19 protein-coding genes and 1 riboswitch are annotated in these 16,264 nt (G+C 64.0%); of the genes, 15 read left to right on the forward strand and 4 right to left on the reverse strand.

All coding sequences use genetic code 11. The annotated features are described in order from the left end of the window. The first annotated feature begins 393 nt into the window (after positions 1 to 393). The 5 genes from dxs to AC0L3P_RS16595 all read left to right on the forward strand — a co-directional run bounded on the left by dxs (position 394) and on the right by AC0L3P_RS16595 (position 6,080). Positions 394 to 2,322, forward strand: a complete 1,929-nt coding sequence (dxs, locus tag AC0L3P_RS16575) for a 1-deoxy-D-xylulose-5-phosphate synthase (RefSeq protein ID WP_275171774.1) — start codon at positions 394 to 396, stop codon at positions 2,320 to 2,322. A gap of 33 nt (positions 2,323 to 2,355) precedes the next feature. Further along, positions 2,356 to 2,910: a nucleoside 2-deoxyribosyltransferase gene (locus AC0L3P_RS16580; protein WP_473302962.1), complete on the forward strand. Its 555-nt coding sequence runs from the start codon at positions 2,356 to 2,358 to the stop codon at positions 2,908 to 2,910. A 26-nt stretch (positions 2,911 to 2,936) separates the two neighbouring features. Next, positions 2,937 to 3,671, forward strand: a complete 735-nt coding sequence (locus AC0L3P_RS16585) for a TlyA family RNA methyltransferase (RefSeq protein WP_354057008.1) — start codon at positions 2,937 to 2,939, stop codon at positions 3,669 to 3,671. Next, the gene (locus AC0L3P_RS16590; RefSeq protein ID WP_473302965.1) at positions 3,664 to 4,911 is read left to right on the forward strand and encodes a class I SAM-dependent RNA methyltransferase; all 1,248 of its coding nucleotides are present in this window, start codon (positions 3,664 to 3,666) and stop codon (positions 4,909 to 4,911) included. Before AC0L3P_RS16585 ends, AC0L3P_RS16590 begins: the two co-directional genes overlap by 8 nt. 110 nt (positions 4,912 to 5,021) lie before the next feature. Further along, the gene (locus AC0L3P_RS16595; RefSeq protein ID WP_354208984.1) at positions 5,022 to 6,080 is read left to right on the forward strand and encodes an Acg family FMN-binding oxidoreductase; all 1,059 of its coding nucleotides are present in this window, start codon (positions 5,022 to 5,024) and stop codon (positions 6,078 to 6,080) included. A 6-nt stretch (positions 6,081 to 6,086) separates the two neighbouring features. On the opposite strand, the gene AC0L3P_RS16600 is transcribed toward AC0L3P_RS16595, so the two are convergent. Continuing rightward, complete coding sequence (locus AC0L3P_RS16600; protein ID WP_354257960.1) at positions 6,087 to 6,689, reverse strand: hypothetical protein; 603 nt, start codon at positions 6,687 to 6,689, stop codon at positions 6,087 to 6,089. Positions 6,690 to 6,856: 167 nt separating this feature from the next. Here AC0L3P_RS16600 and AC0L3P_RS16605 point away from each other — a divergent pair, with 167 nt between their 5' ends. Beyond that, a complete protein-coding gene (locus AC0L3P_RS16605) occupies positions 6,857 to 7,915 on the forward strand; it encodes a class I SAM-dependent methyltransferase (RefSeq protein ID WP_473302970.1) in 1,059 nt (352 codons plus the stop codon). Positions 7,916 to 7,957: 42 nt separating this feature from the next. After that, positions 7,958 to 8,125, forward strand: coding sequence for a hypothetical protein (locus AC0L3P_RS16610; RefSeq protein WP_275171767.1), 168 nt, complete (start codon positions 7,958 to 7,960; stop codon positions 8,123 to 8,125). A gap of 4 nt (positions 8,126 to 8,129) precedes the next feature. On the opposite strand, the gene AC0L3P_RS16615 is transcribed toward AC0L3P_RS16610, so the two are convergent. Together AC0L3P_RS16615 and AC0L3P_RS16620 are read right to left on the reverse strand one after the other, a co-directional pair. Beyond that, complete coding sequence (locus tag AC0L3P_RS16615; RefSeq protein ID WP_275171766.1) at positions 8,130 to 8,762, reverse strand: hypothetical protein; 633 nt, start codon at positions 8,760 to 8,762, stop codon at positions 8,130 to 8,132. A gap of 176 nt (positions 8,763 to 8,938) precedes the next feature. Continuing rightward, positions 8,939 to 9,808 (reverse strand): DUF1194 domain-containing protein, encoded by an 870-nt coding sequence (locus AC0L3P_RS16620; protein ID WP_275171765.1) that lies wholly within the window; start codon positions 9,806 to 9,808, stop codon positions 8,939 to 8,941. Between the two features lie 241 nt (positions 9,809 to 10,049). Further along, a riboswitch (Fluoride riboswitch) is annotated at positions 10,050 to 10,119 on the forward strand. A 136-nt stretch (positions 10,120 to 10,255) separates the two neighbouring features. On the opposite strand from AC0L3P_RS16620, the gene AC0L3P_RS16625 reads away from it, so the two are divergent. The 8 genes from AC0L3P_RS16625 to AC0L3P_RS16660 all read left to right on the forward strand — a co-directional run bounded on the left by AC0L3P_RS16625 (position 10,256) and on the right by AC0L3P_RS16660 (position 15,028). Next, positions 10,256 to 11,467 (forward strand): MFS transporter, encoded by a 1,212-nt coding sequence (locus tag AC0L3P_RS16625; RefSeq protein ID WP_473302976.1) that lies wholly within the window; start codon positions 10,256 to 10,258, stop codon positions 11,465 to 11,467. 7 nt (positions 11,468 to 11,474) lie between these two features. Further along, positions 11,475 to 11,873, forward strand: a complete 399-nt coding sequence (crcB, locus tag AC0L3P_RS16630) for a fluoride efflux transporter CrcB (RefSeq protein WP_275171815.1) — start codon at positions 11,475 to 11,477, stop codon at positions 11,871 to 11,873. 4 nt (positions 11,874 to 11,877) lie between these two features. Continuing rightward, on the forward strand, positions 11,878 to 12,306 hold the full coding sequence (gene crcB / locus AC0L3P_RS16635) for a fluoride efflux transporter CrcB (protein WP_354057019.1): 429 nt from the start codon (positions 11,878 to 11,880) through the stop codon (positions 12,304 to 12,306). A gap of 2 nt (positions 12,307 to 12,308) precedes the next feature. Next, complete coding sequence (locus tag AC0L3P_RS16640) at positions 12,309 to 12,650, forward strand: DUF190 domain-containing protein (RefSeq protein WP_354100877.1); 342 nt, start codon at positions 12,309 to 12,311, stop codon at positions 12,648 to 12,650. 43 nt (positions 12,651 to 12,693) lie between these two features. Continuing rightward, on the forward strand, positions 12,694 to 12,999 hold the full coding sequence (gene clpS, locus AC0L3P_RS16645; RefSeq protein WP_007594672.1) for an ATP-dependent Clp protease adapter ClpS: 306 nt from the start codon (positions 12,694 to 12,696) through the stop codon (positions 12,997 to 12,999). A gap of 179 nt (positions 13,000 to 13,178) precedes the next feature. Further along, entirely contained in the window at positions 13,179 to 13,373 is a 195-nt protein-coding gene (locus AC0L3P_RS16650; RefSeq protein WP_275171760.1) for a hypothetical protein, read from the forward strand. A 178-nt stretch (positions 13,374 to 13,551) separates the two neighbouring features. Further along, positions 13,552 to 13,803, forward strand: a complete 252-nt coding sequence (locus AC0L3P_RS16655) for a hypothetical protein (RefSeq protein WP_354057024.1) — start codon at positions 13,552 to 13,554, stop codon at positions 13,801 to 13,803. Positions 13,804 to 13,864: 61 nt separating this feature from the next. Then, the gene (locus tag AC0L3P_RS16660; RefSeq protein WP_473302985.1) at positions 13,865 to 15,028 is read left to right on the forward strand and encodes an HWE histidine kinase domain-containing protein; all 1,164 of its coding nucleotides are present in this window, start codon (positions 13,865 to 13,867) and stop codon (positions 15,026 to 15,028) included. A 44-nt stretch (positions 15,029 to 15,072) separates the two neighbouring features. On the opposite strand, the gene AC0L3P_RS16665 is transcribed toward AC0L3P_RS16660, so the two are convergent. Continuing rightward, a complete protein-coding gene (locus tag AC0L3P_RS16665; protein ID WP_354208994.1) occupies positions 15,073 to 16,263 on the reverse strand; it encodes an adenylate/guanylate cyclase domain-containing protein in 1,191 nt (396 codons plus the stop codon). Position 16,264: the final 1 nt, after the last annotated feature.

Below are 16,264 nucleotides of genomic sequence, written 5' to 3' on the forward strand. Positions count from 1 at the left end.
GGGCTTGGAACCCTTCGGCTGGCGCCAGAATTAACCACTCTGGCCCGGGGGTTGCAGGTGCATGCCCGTAATCGGCCGAGCGGGTTGGCTTTGGCCCAAGCTTTGGTGTAAAGCTGCGCGGAGTGTGGCTTTTTGTAAGCCTTGCGTGGGCACTGATTACCGACGACAAGCGCTTCAAACTGCTGATGAATTGGCTGGGATGGACGAAGCCGATCTAAGTGACAGGGATCACAGAGACTGAACCGGAGAGCACTTAAGCTCACCTAAGCTTGAAGACGGGGCTTTGCCCCATGCAGGTGGCTCCGACGGTTTAAGGACTCGCGCTGCGCCGATATTGAGCAAACCCATCGCGCACCGGAACGATCTTCCGGCGCTGACAAATTGGAAATCGCCGTGAACGCATATAGTAAAACGCCGCTTCTCGACACCATCCGGACGCCGGACGACCTGCGCAAGCTCAAGATCGAGCAGGTTCGCCAGGTCGCCGACGAGCTGCGTCAGGAGACCATCGATGCCGTCTCGGTGACCGGCGGTCACTTCGGCGCAGGCCTCGGCGTGGTCGAGCTCACCACTGCGATCCACTACGTCTTCGACACCCCGCGCGACCGGCTGATCTGGGACGTCGGCCACCAGGCCTATCCGCACAAGATCCTTACCGGCCGGCGCGATCGCATCCGCACGCTGCGCACCGGCGGCGGCCTGTCCGGCTTCACCAAGCGCAGCGAGAGCGATTACGATCCGTTCGGCGCCGCGCATTCCTCGACCTCGATCTCCGCGGGCCTCGGCATGGCGGTCGCGCGCGACCTCGCCGGCGGCAAGAACAACGTTATCGCCGTGATCGGTGACGGCGCGATGTCGGCGGGCATGGCCTATGAGGCCATGAACAATGCGGGTGCAATGAACTCGCGCCTGATCGTCATCCTCAACGACAACGACATGTCGATCGCGCCGCCGGTCGGCGCGATGAGCGCCTATCTGTCGCGGCTCTACTCGGGCAAGACCTATCGCACGCTGCGCGATGTGGCCAAGCAGATCAACCAGCGCCTGCCCAAGATCATCGCCAGCCGCGCCAACCGCGTCGAGGAATATTCCCGCGGCTTCATGATGGACGGCGGCACGCTGTTCGAGGAGCTCGGCTTCTATTACGTCGGCCCGATCGACGGCCACAACCTCGACCATCTCCTGCCCGTGCTGAAGAACGTGCGCGACATGGAGACCGGCCCGATCCTGGTTCACGTCGTGACGCAGAAGGGCAAGGGCTACGGCCCGGCGGAAGCTTCCGCCGACAAGTACCACGCGGTGGTCAAGTTCGACGTCGCGACCGGCACCCAGGCCAAGTCCAAGCCGAACGCGCCGGCCTATCAGAACGTGTTCGGCCAGAGCCTCGTCAAGGAAGCGGAGAAGGACGACAAGATCGTCGCCATCACCGCGGCTATGCCGTCCGGCACCGGCGTCGACATCTTCAATAAGGCGTTCCCGGACCGCACCTTCGACGTCGGCATCGCCGAGCAGCACGCAGTGACGTTCGCCGCCGGTCTCGCCACCGAAGGCTACAAGCCATTCTGCGCGATCTACTCGACCTTCCTGCAGCGCGGCTACGACCAGATCGTGCATGACGTCGCGATCCAGAGCCTGCCCGTGCGCTTCGCCATCGACCGCGCCGGCCTCGTCGGCGCCGACGGCGCCACCCATGCGGGCTCGTTCGACAACGCCTATCTCGGCTGTCTGCCGAACATGGTGATCATGGCCGCGGCTGACGAAGCCGAGCTGGTGCACATGGTCGCAACCCAGGTCGCGATCAACGATCGTCCGAGCTCGCTGCGCTATCCGCGCGGCGAAGGCCGCGGCATCGAGATGCCCGAAATCGGCGTTCCGCTCGAGATCGGCAAGGGCCGCATCGTCCGCCAGGGCAGCAAGATCGCCCTGCTCTCGTTCGGCACGCGCCTCGCCGAATGCGAGAAGGCCGCCGACGAGCTCGCAGCCCATGGCCTTTCGACCACGATCGCGGATGCGCGCTTCATGAAGCCGCTGGACACCGAGCTGGTGCTCAAGCTCGCGCGCGACCACGAGATCCTGATCACGATCGAGGAAGGCTCGGTCGGCGGTTTCGGCTCGCATGTCGCGCAGTACCTGACCGACCAGGGCGCGCTCGACAGCGGCCTGGTGCGGTTCCGCACCATGGTACTGCCCGACGTGTTCCAGGACCACGACACGCCGGCGGCGATGTACGGTCGTGCCGGTCTCGACGCCAAGGGCATCGTCGCCAAGGTGTTCGAGGCGCTCGGCAAGGACGTCAAGGCCGAGACGGTCAAGCTCGCCTAAGAGCGAGCTTCGACCTTCTGCGAAGCAGCTCTCATGAAGATCTATCTGGCAGGTCCCGACGTGTTCCTGCCAGATGCGGTCGAGATCGGCCGGCAGAAGGCTGCGATTTGTGCCGCGAACGGCCTCACCGGGCTCTATCCCCTCGACAACGAGAGCGACCTCGCCGCTCCCGACGCCTCGCGCCAGATCTTTTGCGGCAACGAGGCGATGATGGACGCGGCCGATGCGATCATCGCCAACCTCACGCCGTTCCGCGGCGCCGGCGCCGATCCCGGCACCGTCTACGAGCTCGGCTACATGGCCGGCCGCCGCAAGTTCTGCCTCGCCTATTCCAATGACGGCGCCGCCTATGCCGACCGCCTCAGTCGCTTCATGGGCGTGACGCCCGAGGACGGGCGGCTGGTCGATGCGCAGGGGCTGACGGTCGAGGATTTCGGCCTCGTCGACAATCTCATGATGATCCACGCGCTGGAGCTGCATGGTTGCCCGCTGGTGACGCCGGCGCAGATGCCGATCGACGTCTGGCACGATCTGGCCGCGTTCGAGGCTTGCGTCCGGATGGCGGCCGCGCGATTGATCGCTACATAAGCGCCTCAGGCGTCTTCGGAGAGATTATGTCCCCTGCCCGCAAGCGCGCGGATGTTCTGCTGGTCGAGCGCGGCCTGTTCGAGAGCCGGGCGCGAGCGCGCGCGGCGATCGAGGCCGGGCTCGTCACCGCCGACGACAAGCAGGTGGTAAAGCCGTCGGAGTCCATCGCCGAGGACGCCATGATACAGGCCGAGGCCGCGCACCCCTACGTCTCCCGCGGCGGCGTCAAGCTCGCCGGCGCGCTGGAGCGCTACCCGATCGAGATCGAGGACCATATCTGCCTCGACGTCGGTGCTTCCACCGGCGGATTCACCGAGGTGCTGCTGGCGAACGGCGCGAGCCTCGTCTTTGCCGTCGACGTCGGCACCAGCCAGCTGCATCCCTCGCTGCGCGGTCACTCCAAGATCGTGTCGATGGAAGAGACCGACATCCGCGCCTATGACGGCAGGCGCCTGCCGGCGCGGCCCGATGTCGTCGTGATCGACGTCAGCTTCATCTCGCTCAAGACGGTGCTGCCCGTGGCGCTGTCGCTGGCGGCCGCGCCGATGAGCCTGCTGGCGCTGATCAAGCCGCAATTCGAGGCGGACCGGAAGCACAACAAGAAGGGCATCGTCCGCGACGCTGCCGTGCACCGCGAGATCTGCGACGACATCGCAGCCTTTGCTGCCTCGCTCGGCTGCACCGATATTGAGGTGTTCCCGTCGGCGATCACCGGCGGCGACGGCAACATCGAATTCTTCCTGGGCGCGCGCCGTGGTTGAGCGCCTGACGATCGATCACGTCGGCCATCGCGGCGATGGCGTCTCGCTCGACGCTGGCGATGCCGTCTATGTGCCCTACACGCTCGGCGGCGAGACCGTCGAAGTCGATCATGTCGTCGGCAACCATCCCGACCGCCGCAAGCTGCTGGCAGTGGATGTCGCCAGCCCCGAGCGCGTCACACCGTTCTGTCCGCATTTCGGCGTCTGTGGCGGCTGCGCGATCCAGCACTGGGCGACTGAACCGTACCATGCCTGGAAGCGCGGCATCGTGGTCGAGACCCTGGCCCAGGCCGGCATCGACTGCGAAGTGGCATCGCTGGTCGACGCCCACGGTGCGGGGCGCAGGCGCATCACGCTGCACGGCCGGTTCGGCACGCATGACATCCTCAAGGTCGGCTTCTCGGCTGCCAGCTCGCACGACGTCATCCCGATCGATCGCTGCCCGATCCTCGATCCCGGGCTCGAGGGTGCACTCGATGCCGGTTGGGCGCTCGCCGAGCTGCTGACGTCCAAAATGCCGGTCACGAAACCGCTGGACATCCAGGTCACCGCGACCGCCAACGGTCTCGACGTCGACGTGCGCGGCTCCGGCCCGCTGCCAACGCCGCTCGTGACGGCGCTGTCGCGCGTCGCCGAGCAGCACCGCCTGGCGCGGCTGACACGGCACGGCGAACTGGTGCTGCAACGACTGCCTCCGACCGTGCAGATGGGCCGTGCTGAAGTGACGCTGCCGCCGGGCTCGTTCCTGCAGGCAACCGTCGCGGGCGAAGAGACGCTTGCGTCGCTCGTCGCGGAGCGCGTCGGCAAGGCGACGAACGTTCTCGACCTCTTCTGCGGTGTCGGGCCGTTTGCGTTGCGGCTCGCCGAGAAGGCCCGCGTCACCGCCCATGACAACGACGCCGGCGCCATTGCAGCGCTCGAAAAGGCCGCACGCACGCCGGGGCTCAAGCCGATCAAGGCCGAGCCGCGCGATCTGTTCCGCCGTCCCCTGGTGGCGCCGGAGCTGCGCGATTTCGAAGCCGTCGTGTTCGACCCGCCGCGCCAGGGCGCGCAGGCGCAGGCCTTGAAGCTCGCCGCGAGCAAGGTGCCTGTGGTGGTCGCGGTCTCCTGCAACGTCGCGACATTTGCCCGCGACGCGCGGCTATTGATCGATGGCGGCTACAAGATGGATGCCGTGGTGCCAGTCGACCAGTTCCGGCATACGCCGCACGTCGAGCTGGTGGCGCGGTTTGTGAGATAACCGCGTCCCTCCCGACTTTGATGCCGGTCAACCGACCGGCTCTGCCATTGCGCTAAGCTCGCGCGGGAATGGCCGCGGAGCGGATGATGGCGATCGACCGACGACAATTCATGACCAACACGTTCGGCGTTTCCGCGGCGGCGCTCACGGCCAGTCCCGCGGAGGCCTCGACCAGGAGTTATGAGGACGCGGTGCAGGCGGCACGGGCACCGCTGCGATCGACCCCGAGAGATCGCGAGCTCGTGCGTTTTGCGACACTCGCGGCCAACAGCCACAACACGCAGCCCTGGATTTTTTCTGCCCATGACAATGAGATCGTGATCAGGCCCGACGTCGCACGCCGCTGTCCCGCGGTCGACCCAGACGATCACCACCTCTTTGTCAGCCTCGGCTGCGCCGCCGAAAATCTCGCGCTTGCGGCGGCAACGCTGGGCTGGCGCGCAAACCAGACGGCCGAAGGCGACCGGATTGTGATCGCACTCGACCAAGCTCCGCCTGCCGCATCGGCGCTGGCGGCCGCAATTCCAGTCAGGCAATGCACCCGTGCGGCATTCGACGGCAGGCCGGTCGCGCCCGAGATGTTGCGCCAGCTCGAGGACGCCTGTCGCGAGCCGCACGTGTCGGCAATCCTGCTGACCGAACGCGCAGCCATCGCCAAAGTCACCGACTATGTGCTCGAAGGCAATTCCGCGCAAATGCGCGACAAGGCTTTCATGAGCGAACTCGTGAGCTGGATGCGCTTCAACGAGGCGGATGCGGTCGCGTCCATGGACGGACTATTCTCGCGCGCGTCAGGCAGCCCGTCACTGCCGGCATGGGTCGCGCGGCCGCTGCTGAAGCTCGTCTTCACCGAGCAGGGCGAGAACAGAAAGTACCGTGACGAACTCGACAGCTCCGCGGGGGTCCTCGTGCTTGCCGCCGACCGGAGCGACATATCGCAGTGGATCGCGGTCGGACGCGCTTGCCAGCGGTTCGGTTTGCAGGCGACCGCACTGGGGCTGAAATATTCCTTCGTCAACCAGCCGGTCGAGGTGCCGACACTGAGGTCGCAATTCGCAGCGTCACTCGGACTCGGCGAGCGGCGTCCCGACATTGTGATCCGCTTCGGAGAGGGGCCAGATTTGCCGAAATCGCTGAGGCGCAGCCCGGAGCAGGTGATGCGCGGATGATCCAGTCTAGCGCCGAAGACCGCCCAGCGCGGGTGACTCGCCGGGCAACATCGACGAGTTGATGTCGCTGTCCATGCGCCCCGATTGCTGCTGGGTGAAACCGGCGCCGAACGACAGGCTGAGGTTGGAGGTCGGCTTGAACTCGACACCCGCAAATGCGCCGTAACCCGGCGAGGCGCTGGAGGTGAGCGGCGCAAGCGAGCTGCCAATGCCGCCGCCGTATTTCAGTGTGTCGAAACCGGCAAAGAACGTGACGGGCATGCCGCCCGCGGTCTTGGTGTTGTAGCCGAACTGCGTGCTGTCGTAGGAGAGCGCGCTGTAGTTGCCGCTCAGTCCGGCCGGGCTGAGGCCGCTCCAATTGAGATTGCCATGCTGGCTGCCGACAAAGAAGCCGTTCGCAAAATTGCTGCGGCCGCTTGCGTCGCCGCCATTGAAGCTCGGGAAATTGCCGTAGCTGTCGGCGCTCTGGCCGGCAACGCCGCCGAAGCCGAAAGGTCCGCCGGGGATCCAATATTGCAGCGGTGCGCCTTGCGCATGAGCCGGCGCTTCGCCGAGGCAGAGCAGGGCAAGAAAAACCGCGAGACCGCGAGAGCGTGTAAGCCTGGACATCCAAATACCGTCGAAAAGCTTGCGAATTATACCCACCAGACATCATGAATGCCAGCAAAGCGACACCAGTCTTCCCTTGAGTTCCGGGATCACGTTTTCCTGCCAATTTGAACTTCCCGCATGCCCGATTGACCCACCTAAGGGGGCGCGTCAGCACGGAGGCTCTCATGGAGGTCAATTCCGACAGGTTGAATGCCTTTATGGGCAAGATGGTCACCGAATTCGGGGCAGCGATGAATGCGTCGCTGGTCCTGCTCGGGGACAAGCTCGGTCTCTATCGTACCCTTGCCGCCAAGGGACCGATGAACTCGTCCGAGCTCGCAAGCGCTACCGGAACGGCGGAGCGCTATGTCCGCGAATGGCTCGCGAGCCAGGCGGCGTCCGGCTACATCGAATACGATTCCGCTTCGGCAAAATTCTCGATGCTGCCGGAGCAGGCGATGGCGCCTGCCGATGAGGACAGTCCGGTGTTCCTCGGCGCGTTCGGCAATGTCATTGCCTCGGCGTTTCTCGACGAGCCGAAGGTCTCGGACGCATTCAAATCCGGCAAGGGCGTCGGCTGGAACCGGCGCAGCGAATGCCTGTTCTGCGGCACCGCCCGCTTCTTCCGGACCGGGTACATGCATCATCTGGTGCAGGAATGGTTGCCCGCGCTCGACGGCGTCGTGGACAAGCTGAAGCGCGGCGCCAAGGTCGCCGATGTCGGCTGCGGGCACGGCGTCTCGACACGGCTGATGGCGGAAGCCTTCCCGAACTCCCGCTTCTACGGCTTCGACTATCACGAGGGTTCGATCGAGGCCGCGCGAAAGGCGGCCACCGAAGCCAGATTGGGCGACCGGGTCAGCTTCGCTGTTCATTCCGCCAAGACTTATCCGGCCGAGGGCTATGATCTCGTCTGCTTCTTCGATTGCCTGCATGACATGGGCGATCCCGTCGGCGCCATCGACCACGTGCGCGAGACCATGGCAAAGGACGGCACCTGCATGCTGGTTGAGCCGTTCGCAGGCGACCGCCTCGAGGACAATCTCAACCCGGTCGGGCGGGTCTATTATGCGGCGTCGACCATGATCTGCACGCCGGCCTCGCTCGACCAGGAGGTGGGCCTCGCACTGGGCGCGCAAGCGGGCGAGGCAAGGCTGCGCAAGGTCGCGCGAGAGGGCGGACTGACGCGCTTCCGTCGCGCCGCTGAAACGCCCTTCAATCTGATTCTGGAGGCGCGGATCTGATCTTCCCCATTCCGGCGCGTGGCTACGGCATAGGCCATACCGATGCTGCAGCCACGCCTGGCGCCGACATCCTTGCCTCGCTCGCGCCGCAACGAAAGCTGGCCGCCGCAAATGATCGGCAATGGCGCTTTGGCGCCCGCCTGCGACGTCTTGCGTCAGATCGACCGGCAATTGAAGGCGCTGACGCGGTCCAGCGAGCAGCAGCCGTGATCGGCTACGCCGTCCTGTCCACCGCGGACGATGTATCCGACGGCGGATATTTCGTCACGGGCACCACGAACGACTTGTTGCGGACCTGGTAGATGATCTTGCCATTCTGCCCGTCGTCGGTCGCAATCTGCGCCTGCCCGAACATGATGACGTTCTTGTAGACGGTGCCGGTGCCCTGACGGGTGACGCCATCGGTGGTGACGCTGACCTGCGCTTCGTTGCCGTTGACAGCGAGCACCCTGAAGCTCGCGCTCTTGCCATTGTCACTGGAATAGCCGCCCCAGCTTCCCATCAGGCGGCTGTCGGAGGCCGGCGGCGCCTGCTTCTCGAGAGTCGCGGTCTGCTTGCCCGCGCCTGCAGATGACAACAGCACCAGACTCTTGCCGTCCTTGGTGCCGACCGTGACCGTGCCGAAGGTGAGAAGCGAACCGGCGACCTCGCCAAAACCGCGCTCCGTGCGTCCGTTATGGGTGTACTCGACCTGCGCCCGGGCACCGCGGATGTTCACGACCTTGAAGCTGACGGGCTGGTTATTGCCGGCCCAATTGCCTTTCCACTCACCGAGCAGGGAGCTCTGGTGATACACCCGCTCGAGAGCGGGAGAAATCTGGCTGGTGCTCGACGTGACGATGGCCATTGGATTGCTCGGCGGATTTGTCTGACAGGCCCGCTTGGTTCGCGCCCCGACAGGAACGTCAGAACAGTATCCGGAAACAATTGGAAGCAGCCGATTAGGGCCACGCAACAGTTAACGCATGGTTAAAATTCCATCGCAGGCAAATAGGGCAAAAGGTCTCGTCCGGTAGGCCGCGTTCAGCGACCCCAGCGGTCCGACCAGATCTTCTCGCCGATCATGCAGTTCACACGCGGCTCCTTGTCCTTCTCCGCAACGCGCATCACCGGGCGCTCCGGCATACGGCCCGCAACCTCCATCAGGAGCTTGGTGCGGATGGCTTCCTTGAACTTGTCGCGGTCTTTGATCGTGATGACGAAGGAACCGGGGCCGCCAATGACGCAATCCTCATAGTAGAAGTCGAGATTGTCGATATCCATGGTCGAATAGGACGGCTCCTTGACCATGATCGGCAGACCGTTGATGACGATGCCCTTCTCGATCGCTGCGTCGCGCGCAATCGTGACCGGCGTGCCATTGTTGTTGGGACCGTCGCCGGAAATGTCGATCACGCGGCGCAAGCCCCGATAGGGATCCTCGTCGAACAGCGGCATCGCGAAAGTGATCGCGCCGGAGATCGAGGTGCGCGAGGCGCGCCGGATCGGCGTCTTCAAGATTTCGGCGGCGACGGCATCGGCGGTCTCCGGTCCATCGACCAGCCGCCAGGGGATGATGATCTTCTGGTCGGTCGAGGCGGCCCACTCGAAATAGGTCACCGCGATCCGGCCGTTCGGGCCCAACTTCAGCGCCTGCAGGAATTCCTTCGATTGGATCGCCTGCGCATAGCCTTCGCGCTGGACCGCGAGCTCGTCCATGTCCATGGAGTAGGAGACGTCGACGGCGAGGATCAGCTCGACATCGACCGTCTGGGCGTCCCTGTCGGCTGCTTGCCGCTGCGGCTGAATTTTAGGCGACTCAAACTTGGGTCCTGGTGCCGCGATGCCCGCGACGTCCCCTCCGGCAAACATGCCGGTCATCAGCACAGCCCCGATCGAGAACAGCAAGCGCATCGCAGCCTCCCGTCGTATGACGCGATGGTGACATGCAATCGCCTTGCCGCAAAGTCCGAAGATCGCTTGCGCTTCACATTCCAGTTAGGGATTTGCGAGTTAGCATTTGCGGCTCGGGAATTATGAAGCATTACGCAAAGCTGCCGCCATATTGCCCCGTTCGCGCCGCTCCCGGAATGACGGACCACTGGACAGAGCACCCTCGCCTACTTGTCCGGCGCGATTTCCATGCTAGGCTGGCGATACAGATGGGGATGGAGTCCCCCGACAACCGCCCGTGACCGTAGTGGGCTGATGACTCCTGCTTGAGGAGGGGCAATTTCTAGGCCTCTGCCTTCGGCGGGAGCATGGACACACCCGCCGCTGGCGGGTTTTTTGTTGTCTGGACGCGAAGGCCAAGGAGAGGTCAAGCAGAGGTCAAGCAGAGGCCGAGGAGAAGTCCTGGACGTGACGACGACAACACCGAATTCTGCACGTGCAGGGCTGCCCAAGGGGATCTGGGTGCTCGGTTTCGTCTCGATGCTGATGGACGTCTCTTCCGAGATGATCCACGCACTGCTGCCGGTCTATCTCGTCACCGTGCTCGGCGCCTCCACGCTCACCGTGGGCTTCATCGAGGGCATCGCCGAGGCGACAGCCTCGATCACGAAGATCTTCTCCGGCGCGCTGTCCGACTGGCTCGGCCGGCGCAAATTGCTCGCTGCGCTTGGCTACGGGCTCGCCGCACTGACAAAACCGCTGTTCCCGCTTGCCCCCAGCGTCGGATGGCTGGTCGCCGCGCGCTTCATCGACCGCGTCGGCAAGGGCATTCGCGGCGCACCGCGCGATGCGCTGATCGCCGATATCGCCCCCATCGGCCTGCGCGGCGCGAGCTTCGGCCTGCGTCAGTCGCTCGACACCATCGGTGCGTTCGTCGGGCCGCTCATGGCGATCGGTCTGATGTGGTGGACGGCGGACAATTTTACGGTGGTGTTCTGGGTGGCCGTGCTGCCGGGCTTCCTGTCGTTCGGACTGATCGCGTTCGCGGTGAGCGAGCCGGAGCCGGATCCAGGCCGGGAGCCGTCAAGGAATCCGCTGAATACCGCCGCGATGCGCCAGCTTGGATCCGTGTACTGGCGTGTCGTCGCGGTTGGCGTCGTGTTCACGCTGGCACGTTTCAGCGAGGCCTTCCTGATCCTGCGCGCGCAGAATATCGGGCTCAATGCGATGTGGGTGCCGGCCGTGCTGGTGCTGATGAACATCGTCTATGCGTTGTCGGCCTATCCGGCCGGCGTGCTCTCGGACCGGATCAACCGCACCAGCCTGCTCGCGCTCGGCCTCGTCTTCCTCGCCGGCGCCGATCTCGCGCTTGCACTGCTGCCAAACCTTGGGGGCCTCGCCCTGGGTGTCGTGCTGTGGGGGCTGCATATGGGATTGACGCAAGGCCTGCTCTCGGCCCTCGTCGCCGACGCAGCGCCACCGAGTCTGCGCGGCACTGCGTTCGGCTATTTCAACCTGTTCACCGGCCTTGCCTTGCTGGCCGCAAGCGTGATCGCCGGCGCCTTGTGGGATGCCTATGGTCCGGCCGGCACCTTCCTGGCGGGGCTCGGCTTTGCGCTGGTCGCGCTCATGGGACTATTTGCCGTCGGCAACGGGCTGGCAACGGAGGAGAAACGATGACGGGGGGCTGTTCGCCGTGCTGAGCGGAGTGCTAGCGATCATGATCGGCAGCGTGCTCGGCGGCTGCGCGCGCTATTTCATCTCCGGCGCGATCGCCCGGCGGCTGGGCGAGACGTTTCCGTGGGGCACCGTGACCATCAACGTCACCGGCGCCTTTCTGATCGGCATTTTTGGCGCATTGGCGACCCATCCCGGCTCGCTCTTCGCCGCGCCCGATCCATGGCTGTTCGCGGTCACCGGCTTTCTTGGCTGCTACACCACGGTGTCCTCGTTCAGTCTGCAAACGCTGACGCTGGCGCGGAACGGCGAGCCGATGCACGCGCTGGGGAATGTCGCGGTCTCGGTCGTGCCCTGCCTCGCCGCCGTCAGTTGCGGCTTCCTCCTCGCGGACGCTCTGGGAGGCTAGGCAGATGAAGTCCCCCTCCTCTGCCGATCGCTGGCGCACCGCGACGCTCTATGCCTGGGTTGCCGCCGGCAGCATGGTCGGCGGGCTGACGCGCTATCTGGTCGGGCTTGCGCTCGGCACCGGCTCCGGCTTCCCCGTCGCGACGCTGTTCATCAACGCCACGGGCTCACTGATCATCGGCTTCTACGCGACGCTGACCGGGCCCGACGGCCGCCTGCTGGCGCGGCCCGAGCACCGGCAGTTCGTCATGACCGGGTTCTGCGGCGGCTACACGACGTTTTCGACCTTCAGCCTGGAGACCTTCCGCCTGTTCCACGGCGGCATGAAATATACGGCGCTCGCCTATATCGCGGCATCCGTCATTTGCTGGCTGGTGTCGGTATGGGCAGGCCATATGATAGCCAGCGGCACCAACCGATTGACGAGGAGGTGACCATGCAAATCCCCAACCAGGCAGTTTCGCTCCGGATCTTCATTGGCGAGAACGACCATTTCCACGGCAAGCCGCTCTATGAAGCGATCGTGATGACGGCGCGCGAGCGGCATCTGGCCGGCGCCACCGTGCTACGCGGCCCCATGGGCTTCGGCAAGTCGAGCCGGCTGCACACTTCGAAGATTCTGCGGCTCTCGGAAGACCTGCCGCTGCTGATCGAGATCGTCGACAGCGAGGACAACATCAATGCATTCCTGCCCATCCTGGATGGCATGATGTCGAGCGGCCTGATCACCTTGGAGAAGGTGCAGGTCTTGCAATATGGTGCAAAGGCCGCGCGCTGAGCGCGCCGGCAGGAACCGGAGCCCGCCATATCCGGGAGGCGGAATGAACGATACCGTTGCCAAACCGAAAACCAGGACGAAGACCAAGGTCGAGCGGCCGAAGCTGCATAAGGTCATCCTGATCAACGACGACTTCACGCCCCGCGAATTCGTCACGATGATCCTCAAGGCCGAGTTCCGGATGACCGAGGATCAGGCCTACAAGGTGATGATCACCGCCCACAAGCTCGGCGCCTGCGTGGTCGCGGTGTTCACCAAGGACGTCGCCGAGACCAAGGCTACCCGCGCAACGGATGCCGGCCGCACCAAGGGCTATCCGCTGCTGTTCACCACGGAGCCGGAGGAATAGTGGCACCGGTCAGGCTTTGGTGCTTTGGCGCCCTCTTTCGATTTCGGCGCCGAAACTGCTCTTCCGAATAGTGTATCTATTGGCCGTCAACAGGCGCATGGTGAGCCATCACCGGCCCGTCACGGCATCCATCGGTGACTGAGAGAGTCTTTGCGCTCCCGCCCAATGCGGAGCGTCCCGTGCAAGACACCACCAAAAGAAATATCCCGCTGAGCAATCGCCTTGCCCAATTGGCGGCCGAGGCTCGCCGTCGCGCAGAGATTGCCCCGCCCGGTGTTCAGCGAGAAGCGCTGCTCAAAGCGGCGCGATTGAGCGAAACGGCCTCGCACATTCATGACTGGATAAGCCTGCCTGGCTCCAAAACACCGAGGTAGTGGCAAGCCAACCTGGTCGGCGGCCTCTTCACGTCGAGTGATGATCCGGGCTAAGGGCGGCGTCCGCCTTCAAATCACGCCTCAAATATAAGTTGTATAAAATGAACTATATTTCATTTTGGTTGTTGTAACAGCGTCCCCAATGAAGTGGGGCGGTCAACAGCCAAAGCAGCCCCAAATGATGAAATCTCTTATCGCGTTCGCGATGTTCGCGCTCCTCGGAGTGTCCGTAATGGTGTTGCCCGGTTTTGCTCCGCAAGTAAAAGCGCGCGAGACCGTTGCTTTGGCGAAGGCGGACCGGCTGGCAAGCCATCCGGTGGCCAGGAATTGCGTAGGCCAGGTCTGGCCGGACTTCGAAGCATCGTGTCTACGCCGAGGTGAATCCGATGTCAGGATTCATGAAGCTCGTTTGGTGACGGCGCGCCGCTAGACCAACAATCGCAAAGCGCCGACCGGGCTTGTCGGATGATCCAGGAAAGTGTCGTGCACAGATGTCAACACCTCCAACCTCCTTGCCGAATGTTCTCGTCGTCGAAGACGAGATGATCCTGCGCATGCGCGCAGTCGATATCGTGGAGGATGCAGGCTTCTGCCCTGTGCAGGCCGTCAACGCCGACGAAGCCATCGCAATCCTCGAGTCGCGGTCGGACATCTCGCTTCTGTTCAGCGACATACAGATGCCCGGGACCATGGACGGCCTGAAGCTGGCCCACGCGGTGCACGATCGCTGGCCTGCCATCAAGATCGTGCTCGTCTCCGGTCAGGTAAAGCCGTCTGAAAACGAAACGCCGGCGGACAGCCGCTTCTTTCGCAAGCCGCTCGCCGTCGACGAAATGATCTCGCAGTTGCAGACGATGATCGGAGCGGGCGCGCTAAAAATCCTTCCGTCCACAACGACGGATCCTGTGGACAACCTTGCTCGATCGCCACAGGAATCGGTTCTGGTTGCGGAGAACGACAATCTGCGCCTGTTGCTGGAACAGGCCGACACCGACGCCAAGGTCCTGCTCGCTCAAGCCGGCATCGAAGCCCACGAACGCGAGGCTGCCGACAAGTTGCAAAAGCTCATCCTCGGAGAGCTGCATCATCGCATCAAGAATACGCTTGCGACGGTGAGCGCAATCGCAGCCCAGAGCTTCCGGGCCGCAATCAATCTCGAGCAAGGCCAAAAAGCCATGGATGGCCGCTTGCTGGCGTTGGGGCGCGCCCACGACCTGTTGATACAGGTCAGCTGGTTAAATGCGAGCCTCACTCACACCCTGAGCGGCGCCACCGATCCTTTTGATAGTCAGGGGGGCCGACGATTCCATTTCAATGGGCCGGATCTCCGGATCACGTCCGGTGCCGTGATAGCGCTCGCCATGACGTTCAACGAGCTCTGCACCAACACCACGAAGTTCGGCGCGCTGTCCAGTTCCTCCGGGCATGTCGAGGTCGCATGGACGGTGGACGAGATCGAGCAAAGACTGCGCCTGAAGTGGAGCGAAAGCGGCGGCCCTGTGGTGGCGCCGCCAACACGACGGAGCTACGGCACCCGGATGATCGAGTCGCTCGGCCAGCAACTGAACGGGCAGGTGCGGCTGGCCTACGAACCGTCCGGATTTGTCTATCAGCTGGATGTACCGCTGAAGTCGGTGATGGCGGCGAACGCCTGAACTCTGCTCACCGGGTTGATGGCGGCGGACATCCGAGGACGACCTCAGGCCATCGCCACCGGCGTCTCCTCCGTCAGCCCGTACACGCGCTGCGCCTTTGAAAAGCCCGCGATAGGGAATTCGCCGAGCTCGTGCCAGTCGTGGCGGCAGACATTGGCGAAGCCTTCCGAGGCGACGACGGTCCGCCCCAGGCGACCCGTGATTTTCTCGAGCCTGGCGGCAAGGTTCACGGCGGGGCCGATGCAGGTGAAGTCGAGGCGGTTGCCGCCGCCGATATTGCCGTAGAGGATGTTGCCGACGTGGAGCGCCACGCCGAAGCGGAAGCGCTCGACGACGTCGCCGACAGGATACGCGAGCGCGTCGACGCTGGCGCGGGATTCGCGCGCCGCCTCCAGCACCCGCGTGCAGACATGCGCGGCATCACCGACATATTCGTCGATCGGGAATACCGCGAGCAGGCCGTCGCCCATGAATTTCAGCACCTCGCCGCCATGACCGCGGATCGCGGTAACCTGGCAGTCGAAATAATGGTTGAGGATCTCGACCACCGTCTCGGCCGGCAGCCGGTCCGACAGTGCGGTGAAGCCGCGCAGATCGGAGAGCCAGATCGCAGCCTGCATGGTGTCGTTGTGGCCGCGGCGGATCTGACCACCAAGGATGCGCGCGCCCGCGCGATTGCCGACATAGGTGTCCAGCAGCATCTCGGCAGTGCGGCGCAGGCTGATGATCTCGGTGATGCGCGCGAGCGGTTTGACGATGGCGTGAATCGCCGCGATGTGTTCATCGGTGAAGCCGCCTGGATGGCGCGTGGTCCAGCTCGTCGCGTGGACCGAGCCGTCGAGAAACTGCATTGGCGTCGCGACGTAGTCGGTTACGCCTTCGGCACGCATATCGTCGAAAAAAGGGAAATGCTTGCTGCCGGGATCGTCCATGCGTCCCCGCACCTCAAGTCCCTGCTCGAACACGACCCGCAGCGGACTTCTGGCGAATTCCGGCGTCTCCAGGATCGCGAAATCGACCGTGCCGATCTCGACCTCCTCGCCCTCCCGCCAGATGAAGTTGCGACCGAAAATTTCGGGATGCAGCGTGCGGATGAAGATGCCGAACCGCCATAGCGGCAGACCGGCTGCGACCATCCGTTCGCAGGCTTCCGCCGTCATCTCGGCCGGGGCCTTCGACGACCAGGCGCCGTCGATCAGCCAGCTGGTGATACGTTGGAGCTCGGAGCTTTCCATG

It is taken from the genome of Bradyrhizobium sp. WSM4874, assembly GCF_055811835.1.

What these genes read in the sequence shown, in the direction of transcription:
- AC0L3P_RS16580 (WP_473302962.1), top strand. Translation starts at nt 2,356, where the DNA reads ATGAAGATCTATCTGGCAGGTCCCGACGTGTTCCTGCCAGATGCGGTC.
- AC0L3P_RS16585 (WP_354057008.1), top strand. Translation starts at nt 2,937, where the DNA reads ATGTCCCCTGCCCGCAAGCGCGCGGATGTTCTGCTGGTCGAGCGCGGC.
- AC0L3P_RS16595 (WP_354208984.1), top strand. Translation starts at nt 5,022, where the DNA reads ATGACCAACACGTTCGGCGTTTCCGCGGCGGCGCTCACGGCCAGTCCC.
- AC0L3P_RS16600 (WP_354257960.1), bottom strand. Translation starts at nt 6,689, where the DNA reads ATGTCCAGGCTTACACGCTCTCGCGGTCTCGCGGTTTTTCTTGCCCTG.
- AC0L3P_RS16605 (WP_473302970.1), top strand. Translation starts at nt 6,857, where the DNA reads ATGGAGGTCAATTCCGACAGGTTGAATGCCTTTATGGGCAAGATGGTC.
- AC0L3P_RS16610 (WP_275171767.1), top strand. Translation starts at nt 7,958, where the DNA reads ATGCTGCAGCCACGCCTGGCGCCGACATCCTTGCCTCGCTCGCGCCGC.
- AC0L3P_RS16615 (WP_275171766.1), bottom strand. Translation starts at nt 8,762, where the DNA reads ATGGCCATCGTCACGTCGAGCACCAGCCAGATTTCTCCCGCTCTCGAG.
- AC0L3P_RS16620 (WP_275171765.1), bottom strand. Translation starts at nt 9,808, where the DNA reads ATGCGCTTGCTGTTCTCGATCGGGGCTGTGCTGATGACCGGCATGTTT.
- crcB (WP_354057019.1), top strand. Translation starts at nt 11,878, where the DNA reads ATGAAGTCCCCCTCCTCTGCCGATCGCTGGCGCACCGCGACGCTCTAT.
- AC0L3P_RS16640 (WP_354100877.1), top strand. Translation starts at nt 12,309, where the DNA reads ATGCAAATCCCCAACCAGGCAGTTTCGCTCCGGATCTTCATTGGCGAG.
- clpS (WP_007594672.1), top strand. Translation starts at nt 12,694, where the DNA reads ATGAACGATACCGTTGCCAAACCGAAAACCAGGACGAAGACCAAGGTC.
- AC0L3P_RS16655 (WP_354057024.1), top strand. Translation starts at nt 13,552, where the DNA reads ATGATGAAATCTCTTATCGCGTTCGCGATGTTCGCGCTCCTCGGAGTG.
- AC0L3P_RS16660 (WP_473302985.1), top strand. Translation starts at nt 13,865, where the DNA reads ATGTCAACACCTCCAACCTCCTTGCCGAATGTTCTCGTCGTCGAAGAC.
- AC0L3P_RS16665 (WP_354208994.1), bottom strand. Translation starts at nt 16,263, where the DNA reads ATGGAAAGCTCCGAGCTCCAACGTATCACCAGCTGGCTGATCGACGGC.